Raw genomic sequence first — 15472 nt, 5'->3', positions numbered from 1 at the left:
ATGGTCCGGCTGCCTGCCAGACCCGAGTGCGCGATGCCGACTCAGGCGCTGCGCGACCGCAGGTAGCGCGCCAGCACCGCCAGCGCGCGGCGCACCGGCGGCAGGTGACGGCCCTCGTGGTGACAGACCAGCCATCCCTCGTTGCGCAGCTCCGGGATCGGGTCGCCGATCCGGACCAGACCGGGGCGCGACGCGCCGATGAACGTCGGCAGCACCATACGGCCCAGTCCCGCCTCCGCCAGGGCCGCCGCGAGGATCGGGGAATTGGCGCGGGTCGAGATCGCGTCGCCATGGTTGGCCGTGATCCAGAGCGCGGAGGGGAGGGGAGGGGCCGCGTCGTCCTGTCCGATCCAGCCCGAAACGTCCGGACCCGTGGCATAGACGGCGTGGTCCACGTAGCCCGTCCGGCGGCCGGCGAGCCACGGCGTATCGGGCGCACGGTTCCGGATGCCGATGCCGACCTCGCGCCGGGCGATGTCGAGCATCCGGTCGCAGGTGACGAACTCCGGCACCCAGCCCGCACCGGGGCGCCACAGCGTGCCCATCCGGGTCGCCAGATCGAGCGCGGTCCAGGAGCCGGCCGAGATCCGGACCCGCTGGACCTGTCCCGGGCCGATCGCGGCGGCGGCCTCTTCCATCGACCGGACCCGCACGGCCAGCGCGCGGCCGTCGGCGGTCAGAGCGTAGGCCGCGGCGCCGCGGCGGAATAGCACCTGACCGAGATCCGCTTCGAGCTGCCGCATCCGCCGGCTGAGGATGGCGGGACTCGTTCCGGCGACGGGTGCCGCACGCATGATGCCGCCCTCGCGGGCGACGGCCGCGAAGAGGCGAAGGCTGTCCCAATCGGGCTGTGCTTGCATCTGCGAAAGCCGACTTGCGGTCCCGGCGGCGGATGGAGGCGAATCCGGAGGCTATCCTGTCATCAGCGTAAGGAGATTGCCATGCGACAGACACCCAATCAGTTTCGGGACGTTCGCCCCCTGACCGGATACGAGCGCGAGCGGATCCTGTTCCGCGGGTTGGAACGCGGGGCGCGCCAGTCCCGCCGGGCAGAGATGTGGCGCCGGATCCGGGGCTTCGCCTCGGCTTGGACCGGGCTCAGCCCTCGCGCTCGGCGGCCAGTTCCTCGACGTCCTTGAACTTGATCGACTCGCCGCAGCCGCAGGCGTCCACGACGTTGGGGTTGCGGAACCGGAAGCCGGACTCGAGCAGGCTGGTCTCATAGTCGATTTCCGTCCCGAAAAGGAACATCTGCGCCATGGGCGCGATCAGCACGCGCGCGCCGTCCTGTTCGACCATCTCATCGTGGGGATCGACCTCATCCACGTAGTCCATGGTGTATTCCATGCCGGCACAGCCGCCCTTCTTGACGCCGACGCGCAGGCCCTGATGGCCCCTGGATTCCATCAGCCTGACGATCTGGCGGATGGCCGCCGGGGTGATGGTGACGGCTTGCTTGCCCGGGATCGCGAACATGGCGGTCTCTCCTGACTGGACAGGGGTAATGTAAGGGGCCGGGCGGCGCGGCTCAAGGTGCTGGCGGGTCACGGCGTCCAGGACAGGAAATTGCGGATCAGCCGCAGCCCGGCGGACTGGCTCTTTTCGGGATGGAACTGGGTGCCGACGCGCGTGCCGGAGGCGACGATGGCGGTCACGCGCGCGCCGTAGTCGCAATGGGCCAGGCGCTGCGCGGGATCGTCCAGCGCCATGTGGAAAGAGTGGACGAAATAGGCGTGATCGCCGGTGGCGATGCCGTCCAGCACCGGGTGGGGACGGTCCAGCACAAGGTCGTTCCAGCCCATGTGGGGGACCTTCAGCGCGGGATCCGCGGGGACGATGGGCACCACCTCACCGTCGATCCAGCCAAGGCCGGGGGTGGGGGCGTATTCATGGCCCCTCCGCGCCATGAGCTGCATGCCCACGCAGATGCCCAGGAACGGGCGGCCGTGGGTCTCGACCGCTTCCACAAGCGCTTGGTGCAACGCCGCGCGGTCGCGCATCAGCGCGCGCGCGCAGGCCGGAAAGGCACCGTCGCCCGGCAGCACGACCCGGTCGGCGCGGGCGACGGTCTCCGGGTCCGACGAGACGACGACCGGTCCGGCGCCGCAATCCCGCGCCATGCGCTGGAACGCCTTTTCCGCGGAGTGCAGGTTGCCGCTGTCGGTGTCGATCAGGACCGTGGTCATCGAGTCACGCCGCCGCAGAAGGGGCGCGGCGGGGATTTCGCGGAACCGGGGCGGGGCGGGGCGCGCATGGTCTAGAGCGTGCCCTTGGTCGACGGGACGGCATGGCCCTTGCGGGGATCGGGCTCTGCCGCCTGCCGCAGGGCGCGGGCCACGGCCTTGAAGCTTGCCTCCGCGATGTGATGGCTGTTGAGGCCGCGCACCAGATCCACATGCAGCGTGATGCCGCCATGGGTGGTCAGCGCCTGGAAGAACTCACGCACCAGCTCCGTGTCGAACGTGCCGATGGCGGCGGCGGTCATGGGCACGTTCCAGCCCAGCCAGGGCCGCCCGGACAGGTCCAGCGCCGCCGTCACCAGCGTGTCGTCCATGGGCAGGGCGGCGTCGCCGTAGCGGGCGATGCCGCGCTTGTCGCCCAGCGCCTCGCGGAGCGCCTGCCCCAGCGCGATGCCTGTATCCTCCACCGTATGGTGGGCGTCGATGTGAAGATCGCCGCTGGCGCGGATGTGCATGTCGATCAGCGAGTGGCGCGCAAGCTGGTCGAGCATGTGGTCGAAGAAGCCGACGCCGGTGGCGATCTCGGCCGTGCCGGTGCCGTCGAGATCGACCATGACCGTGATGTCGGTCTCTGTCGTCCTGCGGGTGATGCTGGCGCTGCGCATGGGCGTGTCTCCGGTGCCGTTCGGCCCCGGTCCTAGCCGCCGGAGGGGCGCTTGGGAAGGGCGCGGCAAAAACGGGCTGGCCCTGCGATGCGTTTTGCGCTCCACTCCAGCGTGCCGTGCGGGTAGGGCCGGAGCCATGCGCCTGCCTCATGGCGGGACTGCTTGCGCATGGCTGCCCGGGTGGATGAGGGTCGGCTACGGTCTAGGTGGCGCAAGGGAACAACAAGGGGGGAGCGGACGGCGCCAGGCGCCCGCGATCCGTCCCCCTGCAATCAGCTGAGGGGGATCCCATGAAGGACGGTCAAGAGGATATCGACCCGACGGAAAGCCAGGAATGGCAAGAGGCGATCGAGGATGTGATCGCCCGCGACGGCGCGGACCGGGCGCATTTCCTGCTCGACAAGGCGGTGAGCCAGGCGCGCGCTTCGGGCGCCGCGCTGCCGTTCTCATCCACCACGCCCTATCAGAACACCATCCCCGCCGACGACCTGCTGGAGATCCCGGGCGATGCGGACATGGAAAAGCGCATCCGCTCGATCAACCGCTGGAACGCCATGGCGACGGTGGTGCGCGCCAACAAGGCAGAGGACGGCATCGGCGGGCACATCGCCTCCTTCGCCTCTGCGGCGGTGATGTACGACCTGGGGCTGAACCACTTCTGGCGGGCGCGGTCGGCCACCCATGGCGGCGATCTGGTGTTCTTCCAGGGCCATGTCATTCCGGGCATCTACGCGCGGTCCTTCATGGAGGGGCGCATCTCGGAGGAGGATCTGGCGCAGTTCCGCATGGAGACCGGCGGCAAGGGTCTGTCGTCCTATCCGCATCCCTGGCTGATGCCCGACTACTGGCAGTTCCCCACCGTTTCCATGGGGCTGGGCCCGCTCATGGCGGTCTATCAGGCGCGGTTCATGAAGTACCTTGAGAACCGCGGCCTGATCGAGAAATCCGACCGCAAGGTGTGGGCGTTCCTTGGCGACGGAGAGATGGACGAGCCGGAAAGCCTGGGCGCCATCAACATCGCCGCGCGGGAAAAGCTCGACAACCTGATCTTTGTCATCAACTGCAACCTGCAGCGGCTGGACGGGCCGGTGCGCGGCAACCACAAGATCGTCCAGGAGCTTGAGGGATCGTTCCGCGGCTCCGGCTGGGAGGTGTTCAAGGTGCTCTGGGGCAAGGGCTGGGACGACCTGTTGGAGCGCGACACCTCCGGCAAGCTGCGCCAGCTGATGGACGAGACGGTGGATGGCGACTACCAGACGTTCAAGTCCAAGGACGGCGCCTATATCCGCGAGCATTTCTTCGGCAAGTACCCGGAGACCGCCGCGCTGGTCGAGGACTGGAGCGACGAGGAGGTGTTCGCCCTGCGCCGCGGCGGGCACGATGCGCAAAAGGTCTATACGGCCTACAAACGCGCCGTGGACACGAGGGACAAGCCGTCCTGCCTGCTCATCAAGACCGTCAAGGGCTACGGCATGGGTGGCGCGGGAGAGGGGCTGAACACCGCGCACCAGTCCAAGAAGCTGAACGAGGATCAGCTGAAGGCGATGCGCGACCGCTTCAAGATCCCCGTGGACGACAAGGACATCGCCAAGGCGCCGTTCGTGACGCTCAACAACGCGCAAAAGGCCTATCTGGCCGACCGGCGCAAGGATCTCGGCGGGCCGTTCCCGTCGCGCTACACCGGCGCGCCCAGCCTGGAGGTGCCGGAACTGGACGCCTTCAAGCGTGAGCTTCAGGGCTCTGGCGACCGGGAATATTCCACCACCATGTCCTTCGTGAAGATCCTCACGACGCTTCTGCGCGACAAGAAGATCGGCGACCGCGTGGTGCCGATCGTGCCGGACGAAAGCCGCACCTTCGGCATGGAGGGGCTGTTCCGGTCGGTGGGCATCTACAACCCGCTGGGGCAGAACTACACGCCCCAGGACGCCGACCAGATGTCCTATTACAAGGAATCGAAGGACGGCCAGGTGCTGCAGGAGGGCATCAACGAGGCCGGGTCCATGGCCGACTGGATCGCCGCCGCGACCGCCTATTCCAACCACGGCGTGCCGATGGTGCCGTTCTACATCTTCTATTCGATGTTCGGGTTCCAGCGCGTGGGAGACTTGTGCTGGGCCGCGGGCGACAGCCGGGCGCGGGGCTTCCTGCTGGGCGGCACCGCGGGGCGCACCACGCTGAACGGCGAGGGGTTGCAGCATGAGGACGGGCACAGCCAGGTGCTGGCGTCGGTCGTGCCCAACTGCATATCCTACGATCCGACCTTCGGCTATGAGGTCGCGGTGATCGTCCAGTCCGGGATGAAGCGCATGTTCGCGGACCAGGAGGACGTCTATTACTACATCACCCTGATGAACGAGAACTACCACCACCCGGAGATGCCCATGGGCGCCGAGGAGGGGATCATCAAGGGGCTCTACCGGTTCGCCAAGACCGACAAGCCCGGCAAGAAGCACGTGAACCTGATGGGATCGGGCACGATCCTGATGCAGGCCATCCGCGCGGCAGAGATGCTCAAGGAGGATTTCGGCGTCACGTCCGACATCTGGTCGGCCACGTCCTTCAACGAGCTGGCGCGCGAGGGGCAGGACTGCCTGCGCCACAACCGGCTCAACCCGATGAGCGACCCCAAGGTGCCCTACGTGACGCAGACGCTGTCGGGGGCCAAGGGTCCGGTGATCGCGGCGACGGATTACGTCAAGGCCTTCTCCGAGCAGATCCGGCCGTTCGTGGAACAGCCCTACACCTGTCTCGGCACCGACGGCTTCGGGCGGTCGGACAGCCGCGCCAACCTGCGGCGGTTCTTCGAGGTGGACGCCGACCACATCGCGGCCACGGCGATGCACGAGCTCTACAAGGCCGGCGAGGTGTCGAAATCCGACATGCAGAAGGCGCTGAAGACATACGACATCGACGGCGCAAAGCCCAATCCACGCCTGAGCTGATCGACGATATAAACGAGGGAAAACAATAATATGGCAACCGAAGTGAAAGTGCCCGATATCGGCGATTTCGACGACGTTCCGGTGGTGGCCGTGCTGGTCTCGGAAGGCGACACCATCGCCAAGGAGGACCCGCTGATCGAGCTGGAAAGCGACAAGGCGACAATGGAGGTGCCGTCCTCCCACGCCGGCGTGGTCAAGGAGATCAAGCTGAAGGAGGGCGACAGCGCCTCCGAGGGGACCGTCATCCTTCTGGTCGAGGAGAGCGACGAGGGCGGATCGGGCGGCGACGCGGACGACGGCGGCAAGGGCGGTGCGGAGCCGTCGGGCGCGGATGAGGATGGCGGCAAGACCGCCGGCGGGTCGTCCGGCGGCCAAAGCGCCGATGGCGGCGGCCGGGAAGGCTACGGCGACGGCGGCAAGGAGTCCCAGAGCGCGGCGCCCCCGTCGGGGTCGAACACCGTGGTCGATACCGGATCGTCGAAGTTCCACGCCTCGCCTTCGGTGCGCGCCTTCGCGCGGCGGGTCGAGGTGGACCTGCGGCAGGTCAACGGCTCCGGCCGCAAGGGCCGGATCCTGCGCGAGGACGTCGAAAAGGCGCTGAAGGGACAGGCGGCCCCCGCGTCGGGCGGCCAGGCGGCACAGGGCGGCATGGGCATCCCGCCGATTCCGGCGGTGGACTTCTCCAAGTTCGGGCCGGTCGAAGAGGTCGAGATGACCCGGATCCAGAAGCTGTCCGGTCCGGCGCTGCACCGCTCCTGGCTCAACATCCCGCATGTGACCCATAACGAGAGCGCCGACATCACCGAGCTCGACACATACCGCAAGGAGCTCGACACCCAGGCCAAGGAAGAGGGCTACCGCGTCACGCTGCTGTCCTTCGTCGTCAAGGCCAGCGTGTCGGCGCTGAAAAAGCACTGGCAGTTCAACGCGTCGCTGCATCCCGACGGCGACAAGCTGATCAAGAAGGACTTCTACAACATCGGCTTTGCCGCCGACACGCCGAACGGCCTGATGGTGCCGGTGATCAAGGACGCCGACCGCAAGGGGATCGAACGGATCAGCCGCGACCTGATGGAGCTCTCCAAGGCCGCGCGCGACGGCAAGCTCAAGGGCGACGACATGAAGGGCGCGACCTTCACGATCTCTTCGCTGGGGGGGATCGGCGGCACGTCCTTTACCCCCATCGTCAACGCGCCGGAGGTGGCGATCCTGGGTCTGACGCGCTCGGCCATGACGCCGGTCTGGGACGGCACGGAGTTCCAGCCGCGCAACATGCTGCCGATGAGCCTGAGCTACGACCACCGGGCCATCGACGGCGCGCTCGCCGCCCGCTTTGCGGCGCATCTGAAATACCTGCTGGGCGACGCCCGGCGCCTGATGCTGTGAGGAGCGCGCGATGACAGAGGTCAAGGTTCCCGATATCGGCGATTTCGACGACGTGCCTGTGGTGGCGGTCCTTGTGGCGGTGGGCGACACCGTGGAAAAGGAAGACCCGCTGATCGAGCTGGAATCCGACAAGGCGACGATGGAGGTGCCCAGCTCCCACGCCGGAAAGGTGACGGAGATCAAGGTCTCCGAAGGCGACAAGGTGTCTGAGGGCAGCGTCATCCTGGTGCTGGAAGGTGCCGATGGGGACGGCGGCGGCAGGGGGGGCGGCGGCTCCGGCGACCGGGCCTCCGATGACAAGGGGGCGTCCGGCGACACGGCGTCCGGCGACGGGAAAGCGGCCGGGACCGGCGACACCCCCGCGCCGAAGGCGGCACAGGGGTCGAGCGCCGGATCCGGCGATTACCACGGTGAGGTGGTCGTGCTGGGCTCCGGTCCCGGCGGGTACACCGCGGCGTTTCGCGCCGCCGATCTGGGCAAGAAGGTGGTGCTGATCGAGCGTTACGCGACGCTGGGTGGCGTATGCCTGAACGTGGGCTGCATTCCGTCCAAGGCGCTGCTCCATGCCTCCAAGGTCATCACCGAGACCGAGGAGATGGGCCGCCACGGCATCAGCTTTTCCAGACCGGAGATCGACGCCGACAGCCTGAGGTCGTGGAAGAACGACGTGGTGGGCAAGCTGACCGGCGGCCTGGCGGGCATGGCCAAGCAGCGCAAGGTCACCGTGGTCGAGGGGGTCGGCCGGTTCACCGGCGCCAATTCCATCGCGGTGGAGACCGGCGACGGCACCACGACCGTGACCTTCGACCGGTGCATCATCGCCGCCGGCTCCCAGCCGGTGAAGCTGCCCTTCGTTCCCCATGACGATCCGCGCGTGGTGGACAGCACCGGCGCGCTGGAACTGGATCCGATCCCCAAGAAGATGCTGGTCCTGGGCGGCGGCATCATCGGCTTCGAGATGGCGACGGTCTACGAGGCGCTGGGATCAGAGGTCACGGTGGTCGAGATGATGGACCAGATCCTGCCCGGTGCCGACAAGGACATCGTCAAGCCGCTGCACAAGCGGATGGAGGGCCGGCTGACCATCCACCTCAAGTGCAAGGTGACGGAGGTCAAGGCGCAGAAGAACGCGCTCAAGGTCACCTGGGAGGACGACAAGGGCGAGACGACGACCCAGCAGTTCGACAAGATGCTGGTGTCGGTCGGGCGGGTGCCCAACGGCGGCAGGATCGACGCCGACAAGGCCGGTGTGAAGGTCACGGATCGCGGCTTCATCGAGGTCGATCACCAGCAGCGCACCAATGTGGACCATATCTTCGCCATCGGCGACGTGGTGGGGCAGCCGATGCTCGCCCACAAGGCGGTGCATGAGGGCAAGGTCGCCGCGGAGGTCTGCGCCGGAGAGAAACGCGCCTTCGACGCGCGGGTGATCCCGTCCGTCGCCTATACCGATCCGGAGGTTGCCTGGGCCGGCCTGACCGAGTCCCAGGCCAGGGAGCAGGGCATCAAGGTCGAGAAGGGGGTGTTCCCCTGGGCGGCATCGGGCCGGGCGCTGGCCAACGGGCGGTCCGAGGGGATCACCAAGCTGCTGTTCGATCCCGAAGACGACCGGATCGTCGGCGGCGCCATCGTCGGCACCAGCGCGGGGGATCTGATTTCGGAGGTGGCGCTGGCCATCGAGATGGGCGCCGACGCGGTCGATCTGGGCCACACGATCCATCCGCACCCGACCCTGTCGGAGACGGTCAACTTCGCCGCGGAGATGTTCGAGGGCACGATCACCGACCTCATGCCCCCGAAAAAGAAGAAGAAATAGGCCCCCGGGCGCGGCTGCACCGCCGCGCCCGGAAACGCACGGTTTCTTGAACGCCCCTCCTTGCGGGCTAGGTTCCAGCGCGATCGGGCGCGCCTTCGGGCCGCGCCGGAGCCGATTTCCGCCGGCCGCACGGCCGGCTTCAAAGGAGGAGACACCGCCATGGCACAGTCAACCAATCCGTTCGACATGTCCGAGATGATGAAGGCCTTCGATCCGGAACGGATCGCGAAGATGTGGAACCCGCAGGTGATGATGCAGGCCTTTCAGCAGCCCCAGGCGCAGATGTTCGACATGGAGCAGGTCATCAAGGCCAACCAGCGCAATTTCGAGGCCATGGGAGAGGCCAACAAATCCGCCGCGGAAGCCTACAAGGATCTGTTGGACAAGCAGATGGAGATCTTCGAGAAGATGACCAATGCCGCGCGCCAGCAGTACGAATGGGCCGAGGAGAACGCCGGTCCGGACGCGATGACCTCGCGCACGAAGGCGGTGAACGACGCGGTCGAGGAATCGCTCAAGCTGATGCGCAAGATGGCCGACAACGCCCGCGAGGCGAACGAGGAGGCCTACAGGTCCATGTCCTCTCAGGTGGAGGAGTCGGTCAAGAAGGTCGAGGAGACCGCGAAGAAAGCCGCGAACTCCGCCAAGAAGTCCTGAGCGCCCCGTTCCCGGCACATCGGACCCCGGTCGGGTGTGTCGACGGGCGCACCCGCGATGTAACCGGACCCGGATGACGACGGTGTGCCGACGCATACCGTCAAGGCCCCGAAAAGGTTGTGGTTTTGGCGGGCAGGTCGTGTAGCGTCCGGGTCGACGGGGCATTGGCGGGACGCGCATGACCAACATCCAGGACCACACGCTGCGCTACGCTCTGGCCAATGAGCTGCATGCGCGTCCGTTCCCGTCGCTCAGCGCGCCGTGCTTTGCGGCCTATCTTGCGATCAAGCAGCCCGCCGACGCCGCCCGGCGGGACCGCGAAAGGGACCGCGCGCATCTGATCGCGCTGCTCGACCGGTTCGGCGCCCAGCACCCCAGGGCCGATGCCACCCACTGGTTCGGGCAGATCGGGCGGTTCCGCCTGAAATGGGAAAGCCACACGGAGTTCGTGACCTACACCGTGTTCGGCGACGGGGTGGCCGGCCGGGCGTTCGACCGCGACTCGTTCTCGGTCTTTCCGGCGGCCTGGCTGGCCGAGGCGCCGGGGGTGCGCATCACCTCTGCCCTGATCCGGGTCGAGGCCCGCGAACCGGACGATGCCGGCATCGACGACAAGCTTGGCGCCTGGTTCGTCCCCGAAAGCCTGGCCGTGAGCGAGGTCCTGGAGGGCGCGGCGCTGGTCGCCAGCGACTTCCGCATCGACCCGGCGGGCCACATGCGGATGGCGGTGTTCACCGATCCCGCGATCGGCCAGCGGCGCACCGGCCGGATCGTGCAGCGCCTGGCGGAGATCGAGACCTACAAGACCATGTCGATGCTGGGTCTGGCCCGCGTCCGGGACCTGTCGGAGAAGATGAGCGCGCTCGACCGCGACCTGAGCCGGCTCATGGACGCGATGACCTCTGAGGGCGCGCGCCCGGAGGAGACGTTGCAGGGCCTGCTGCGGGTCTGGGCAGAACTGGAGACGGTGCAGGCCCAGAGCTCTTTCCGGTTCGGCGCGACCGAGGCCTACGAGGCGCTGGTCACCCAGCGGATCGGCGCCCTGCGCGAGAGCCGGTACCGGGGGCGGCAGACCTTCGGCGAGTTCATGATGCGCCGGTTCGATCCGGCCATGCGAACGGTCAAGGCGACCCGCCGGCGGCTGCGGGAGATGAGCGACCGCGCACTCCGGGCGGGCGATCTGCTGCGCACGCGGGTGGATGTGGCGCGGTCGGCCCAGAACCAGGAGCTTCTGGGCAGCTTGGACAGGCGGGCGGATCTGCAGCTGCGGCTTCAGCGCACGGTGGAGGGGCTGTCGGTGGTGGCGATCTCCTATTACGCGGTCAGCCTGGCGGCTTATGCGCTGGAACCGTTGATGACGCTTGCCGGGATCTCCCAGACCGTGGGCACGGCGCTTCTGGTGCCGGCGGTGGTGGCGCTGGTCTGGGTCATGGTGCGCCGGGTCCGGCGGCGCCTGGACTGACGGCGGCGGCGCGGGCGCCAAGGGCCGTGCGGCGCCCGAACGGGGTCAGGCCGGTACGCACCGTGGCCCAGAGCGCGGCGAGCGCCGCGCCGGTATTGGCGGCGGCCGCGGCGATGGCGATGCCGGCAAAGCCCAGCGGTCCCAGCAGCAGCCAGGCCAGCGGCAGGTACAGCGCGAAGATCCGCCCCAGCGACAGCCCCATGGACCAGAGCGCCCGGGACCGCGCGTTCATCGCCGCGTTGGCGGTGACCACCACCCCGTAGCCGAAGAGCGACAGCCCGACGATCCTGAGGTAGGTCGCGGCGATCGCGGCATCCTGCGGCCCCGAGGCGATGGCCGCGGCGATGGGTCCTGCCAGCGTCAGCAGGACCAGCGCGACCGCCGCGCCGTAGCCCGCGCACATCAGGAACGTGACCCGCACGGCGCGCCGCGCCCGGTCGGTGCGCCCAGCGCCCCAGTTCTGCCCCACCACGGGACCGACGCCCGAGGACAGCGCCAGAAGCGGCACCAGGGCCAGGGTCTGCACCCGCGTCGCGGCGCCGAACCCCGCCACCGCGCTTTCCCCCAGCGTGGCGACGGCGGCGGTCACCAGAGCCATCCCGGCGGGGTTGATGGCGTTCGACAGGGATGCCGGCAGGCCGACCTCTCCGATTCGGCGGACAGAGGCCGCCATGCCTTTTAGCGGTGCGCGGCAGGGCCCCAGGAGGCCTTTGTGCCAGGCCCATGCCAGGCCGCCCACGGTCGCGCCGATCCGGACCAGGCAGGTGGCCAGTCCGGCGCCCCCGGTGGACATTTGCGGCACCGGACCCAGCCCGTAGATCAGCACCGGGTCGAGCGCGATGTTGCCCAGCGCCTGCATCCCCATGACCACCGCCGCGGTGATCCCGTCGCCCCGCGCCCGGAACATCGCGCCGACCAGCATGGAGGTCACTAGAAAGGGGAACGACACGGCCCACCACAGAACGTAGGCGGCGATTTCCGGGGCGACGGCCTCTCCGGCGCCGATCAGCGCAAAGAGCGGCGCCTGCACGACCCAGAGCAGGACGCCCACAGCGACCCCCAGCGCGCCGCCCAGGGCCAGGGCGTGGAGTCCAATGCGCAGCGCTGGGTCGTCCCCGTCGCCGCGTCCGATCGCCTGGCTGAGTGCGGCGTTCGCCCCCGCCGACAGGCCGATGGACAGGGACGTGACCGCCACTGTCACCGGGTAGATGTAGCCTACCGCGGCCAGTTCCGTCCGGCCGACGCGGCCCAGGAAATACGCATCCGCCAGGCCGACCGCGATCACGCCGAGGATCCCCAGGGTCATCGGCGCCGAGACGGCCAGCACCGCGCGTGTCACGGACCCGTCGGTGAGGGATCGGTCGGACATGGGCGCTCCTTCGGGGCGATGCGGCGGGACGTTGCCGGCCCGGGCCGAGATAGGGCGCGGGTGCGGCGGCGCCACCGCTTGACCTTTGCGCCGCGCGGCCGGAGCCTGTGGCAAAAGGAGGCACGATGCGCGAGCTGACTCATGGCACAGGCCCCGTGACGCTCGACACACCCCTTGAGCATGGCGACCCGCTCCCCCGGGACGCCGATCTGGTGGTCATCGGCGGCGGCATCGCCGGCGTGACGGCGGCGATCTTCGCGGCCCGGAGCGGCGCGCGTGTGGTGCTGTGCGAGAAGGGGCGCATCGCCGGGGAGCAGTCGTCGCGCAACTGGGGCTGGATCCGCCAGCAGGGCCGCGACCCGGCGGAACTGCCGCTGGTTATGGACGCCGTGCGGATCTGGGACGACCTCCAGACCGCCACCAACGAGGATCTGGGCCTGCGCCGCACCGGCACGCTCTACCTTGCCCGGGACGCGGAAGACGTCGCGCGGTACGAGGGCTGGCTGGCCCATGCGCGGGACCACGGGCTCGACAGCGCGATCCTGTCGGCGGCAGAGGTCGCGCGGATGCTGCCCGGCGCCCGGGCGGGCTGGACCGGCGCGCTCTGGACCGCCAGCGACTGCCGCGCCGAGCCCTGGGTTGCGGTGCCGGCGCTGGCCCGGCTGGCCCGCCGCGACGGCGTCGCGCTGCGCGAGGGCTGCGCGGTCCGCGGGCTCGACATCGCGGATGGCCGCGTGGTCGGCGTGGTGACGGAGGCGGGCCGCATCCGCGCGCCCCGCGTCGTGCTTGCGGGCGGGGCCTGGTCGGCGCTGCTGCTCCGGCGTCACGGTGTCGCGCTGCCGCAGCTGTCGGTGCGCGCGACGGTGGCCGCGACCGAACCCTTGCCGGAGGTCTTCGCGGGGCAGGGGGTGGATGCCCGCGTCGCCTTCCGCCGCCGTGCGGACGGCGGCTATTCCCTGGCGCCGTCCTTCGATCACGATTTCTTCGTCGGACCGGCGGCCCTGCGCCACGCCCGCGCCTACTGGCCGGTGTTCCGGGGCGACATCCTGTCCACGGGGCTGCGCCCGGCCGCCCCGCGCGGCTATCCCGACGCCTGGACGACACCGCGCCGCTGGTCGGCGGATGCGCCGTCGCCGTTCGAGGCGATGCGCGTGCTCGACCCTGCCCCCTCGCGCCGTTTCGCCGCGCGCATGGCCCGGGATTTCGGCGATGCCTTTCCGGGATTAGGCGGGGTACGCCTGCGCAGGACCTGGGCCGGCATGATCGACGCGCTGCCGGACATGATCCCGGTGATCGACGCGGCCGCCGCGCTGCCGGGGCTGGTGGTCCTCACCGGCCTGTCCGGTCACGGCTTCGGGATCGGTCCGGCGGCGGGCCGGGCCGCCGCGCGCCTTGCGCTCGGCCGCGATCCGCGCCACGACCTGACGGCCTTCCGCCTGTCGCGGTTCCACGACGGAACCCGCCGCGCCGCGTATCGCCTGTGAAAGGAAAGCGTCCATGTCCGTAGAAGCCCGCATCGCCGCGTGGCAGCCAGAGATCGCCGGCTGGCGCCAGGCGCTTCACCGCCGCCCGGAAACGCTGTTCGACACCCATGAGACGGCGGCCTTCGTGGCCGAAAAGCTGCGCGCCTTCGGCTGCGACGAGGTGGTCGAGGGCATTGGGCGCACCGGCGTCGTGGGTCTGATCCGCGGCCATGCGGACGGGCGCTGCGTGGGCCTGCGCGCCGACATGGACGCGCTGCCGATCACCGAAACCACCGGCGCCGCCTATGCCAGCGAAATCCCCGGCAAGATGCACGCCTGCGGCCATGACGGGCACACGGCGATGCTGCTGGGCGCGGCGCGCTACCTGGCCGAGGCGCGGGATTTCGCGGGCCGGGTCGCGGTGATCTTCCAGCCGGCCGAAGAGGGCGGCGGCGGCGGGCTGGAAATGGTGCGCGACGGGATGATGGAGCGCTTCGGGATCGAGGAAGTCTACGGCATGCACAACTGGCCGGGATTGGAGCGCGGCGCCTTCGCCATCCGCCCCGGCGCGTTCTTTGCGGCCACCGACATTTTCGAGATCGACGTGATCGGGCAGGGCGGGCACGCCGCCAAACCGCATGAGACGGTGGATCCGGTCGTCGTCGCGGCGCAGATCGTCACCGGCCTGCAGAGCATCGCCGCGCGGGCGGTCGACCCGGTGCATCAGGTGGTGGTGTCGGTGACCGGCATCGAAAGCGCGTCGGGCGCGTTCAACGTCATCCCGTCCCGCGTGCATCTAAAGGGCACGGTGCGCAGCCTCTCGCCCCAGGTCCGCGATCTGGCCGAGTCGCGGCTCGCCGCCATCGCCGGCGGTATCGCCGCCGCCCATTCCGCCCGCGCCGACACCCGATACGAGCGCAACTATCCGGTCATGGCCAACCACGCCGCAGAGACGCGCCACGCCGCCGAGGCCGCCCGCGCGGTCGCGGGCGCCTGCGCGGAGGCCGAGCTGGTCATGGGCGGAGAGGACTTCGCCTACATGCTGGAAGCCCGCCCCGGCGCCTATATCCTGGTGGGCAACGGACCGACCGCGCCGCTCCACGCTCCGGACTACGATTTCGACGACGCGGTGATCCCGGCCGGCGTCTCCTGGTGGATCCGGATCGCCCAAAGCCGCCTGGCGGCAGACTGACGCAAAGAGTCGAACCGCGCCGCGGTCACCCTACCGACCGCCCCCCAACGCCCGCGCCGGCGGCTCCGCCGATCCACCGACGTCGGCCTTCATCTTTCCGGAAATATCGGGGTCCGGGGCAGAGCCCCGTGGCGCAGCTTGGCAACGGGCGCCCCCGTGTCGTCGCGGGCGCCGAACCCATCCGGGTTGCCCGGGGTTCGCGACACATGTTGCTGGACGCCCCCTGCGGCGCCTCGCCGGCGCCCGGCACGGACCTGCCGACGCGCGGGATGCGCCGGGAACGGGCCCGCCACTTAATCCCACATGATCCGTGCTGAAGACGGCGTCCCATTCGCGT

The 15472-nt window shown here is 69.2% G+C and carries 12 protein-coding genes; 7 read left to right on the top strand and 5 right to left on the bottom strand.

The features are described 5' to 3' along the window. Positions 1–41 precede the first annotated feature (41 nt). The 4 genes from KW83_RS00420 to hisB form a co-directional block, all read right to left on the bottom strand. On the bottom strand, positions 42–860 hold the full coding sequence (locus KW83_RS00420) for a LysR family transcriptional regulator (RefSeq protein ID WP_036172951.1): 819 nt from the start codon (positions 858–860) through the stop codon (positions 42–44). Between the two features lie 238 nt (positions 861–1098). Beyond that, the gene (locus tag KW83_RS00415) at positions 1099–1476 is read right to left on the bottom strand and encodes a HesB/IscA family protein (RefSeq protein WP_036172947.1); all 378 of its coding nucleotides are present in this window, start codon (positions 1474–1476) and stop codon (positions 1099–1101) included. Positions 1477–1544: 68 nt separating this feature from the next. Beyond that, complete coding sequence (gene hisH, locus KW83_RS00410; protein WP_036172945.1) at positions 1545–2186, bottom strand: imidazole glycerol phosphate synthase subunit HisH; 642 nt, start codon at positions 2184–2186, stop codon at positions 1545–1547. A gap of 71 nt (positions 2187–2257) precedes the next feature. After that, complete coding sequence (hisB, locus tag KW83_RS00405) at positions 2258–2845, bottom strand: imidazoleglycerol-phosphate dehydratase HisB (protein WP_036172942.1); 588 nt, start codon at positions 2843–2845, stop codon at positions 2258–2260. A 290-nt stretch (positions 2846–3135) separates the two neighbouring features. Between hisB and aceE the strand changes: the two genes are divergently transcribed. The 5 genes from aceE to KW83_RS00375 all read left to right on the top strand — a co-directional run bounded on the left by aceE (position 3136) and on the right by KW83_RS00375 (position 11111). Beyond that, complete coding sequence (gene aceE / locus KW83_RS00395) at positions 3136–5790, top strand: pyruvate dehydrogenase (acetyl-transferring), homodimeric type (RefSeq protein WP_036172936.1); 2655 nt, start codon at positions 3136–3138, stop codon at positions 5788–5790. 30 nt (positions 5791–5820) lie between these two features. After that, a complete protein-coding gene (locus KW83_RS00390; protein WP_036172933.1) occupies positions 5821–7176 on the top strand; it encodes a 2-oxo acid dehydrogenase subunit E2 in 1356 nt (451 codons plus the stop codon). A 10-nt stretch (positions 7177–7186) separates the two neighbouring features. Further along, the gene (lpdA, locus tag KW83_RS00385; RefSeq protein WP_036172930.1) at positions 7187–8992 is read left to right on the top strand and encodes a dihydrolipoyl dehydrogenase; all 1806 of its coding nucleotides are present in this window, start codon (positions 7187–7189) and stop codon (positions 8990–8992) included. A 159-nt stretch (positions 8993–9151) separates the two neighbouring features. Beyond that, on the top strand, positions 9152–9649 hold the full coding sequence (locus KW83_RS00380; protein ID WP_036172927.1) for a phasin family protein: 498 nt from the start codon (positions 9152–9154) through the stop codon (positions 9647–9649). A 178-nt stretch (positions 9650–9827) separates the two neighbouring features. Next, positions 9828–11111: a DUF3422 family protein gene (locus KW83_RS00375; protein WP_036172925.1), complete on the top strand. Its 1284-nt coding sequence runs from the start codon at positions 9828–9830 to the stop codon at positions 11109–11111. Here the strand turns inward: KW83_RS00375 and KW83_RS00370 are convergent. Next, complete coding sequence (locus KW83_RS00370; RefSeq protein WP_081904387.1) at positions 11077–12480, bottom strand: MATE family efflux transporter; 1404 nt, start codon at positions 12478–12480, stop codon at positions 11077–11079. The two genes, KW83_RS00375 and KW83_RS00370, sit on opposite strands and share 35 nt — an antisense overlap. Before the next feature lie 125 nt (positions 12481–12605). On the opposite strand from KW83_RS00370, the gene KW83_RS00365 reads away from it, so the two are divergent. Both KW83_RS00365 and KW83_RS00360 read left to right on the top strand, forming a co-directional pair. Further along, entirely contained in the window at positions 12606–13964 is a 1359-nt protein-coding gene (locus tag KW83_RS00365; RefSeq protein WP_036172923.1) for an NAD(P)/FAD-dependent oxidoreductase, read from the top strand. A 13-nt stretch (positions 13965–13977) separates the two neighbouring features. Further along, positions 13978–15135 carry an amidohydrolase gene (locus KW83_RS00360; RefSeq protein WP_036172921.1) on the top strand — a complete coding sequence of 386 codons (1158 nt, stop codon included), beginning with the start codon at positions 13978–13980 and terminating at the stop codon, positions 15133–15135. The last annotated feature ends 337 nt before the right edge of the window (positions 15136–15472 follow it).

Origin of the sequence: Palleronia rufa (assembly GCF_000743715.1) — a bacterium.
GTDB classification, from domain to species: domain Bacteria; phylum Pseudomonadota; class Alphaproteobacteria; order Rhodobacterales; family Rhodobacteraceae; genus Palleronia; species Palleronia rufa.
The sequence above is the reverse complement of the archived record's forward strand: the minus strand, read 5'-3'. Positions and strand labels throughout refer to the sequence as shown.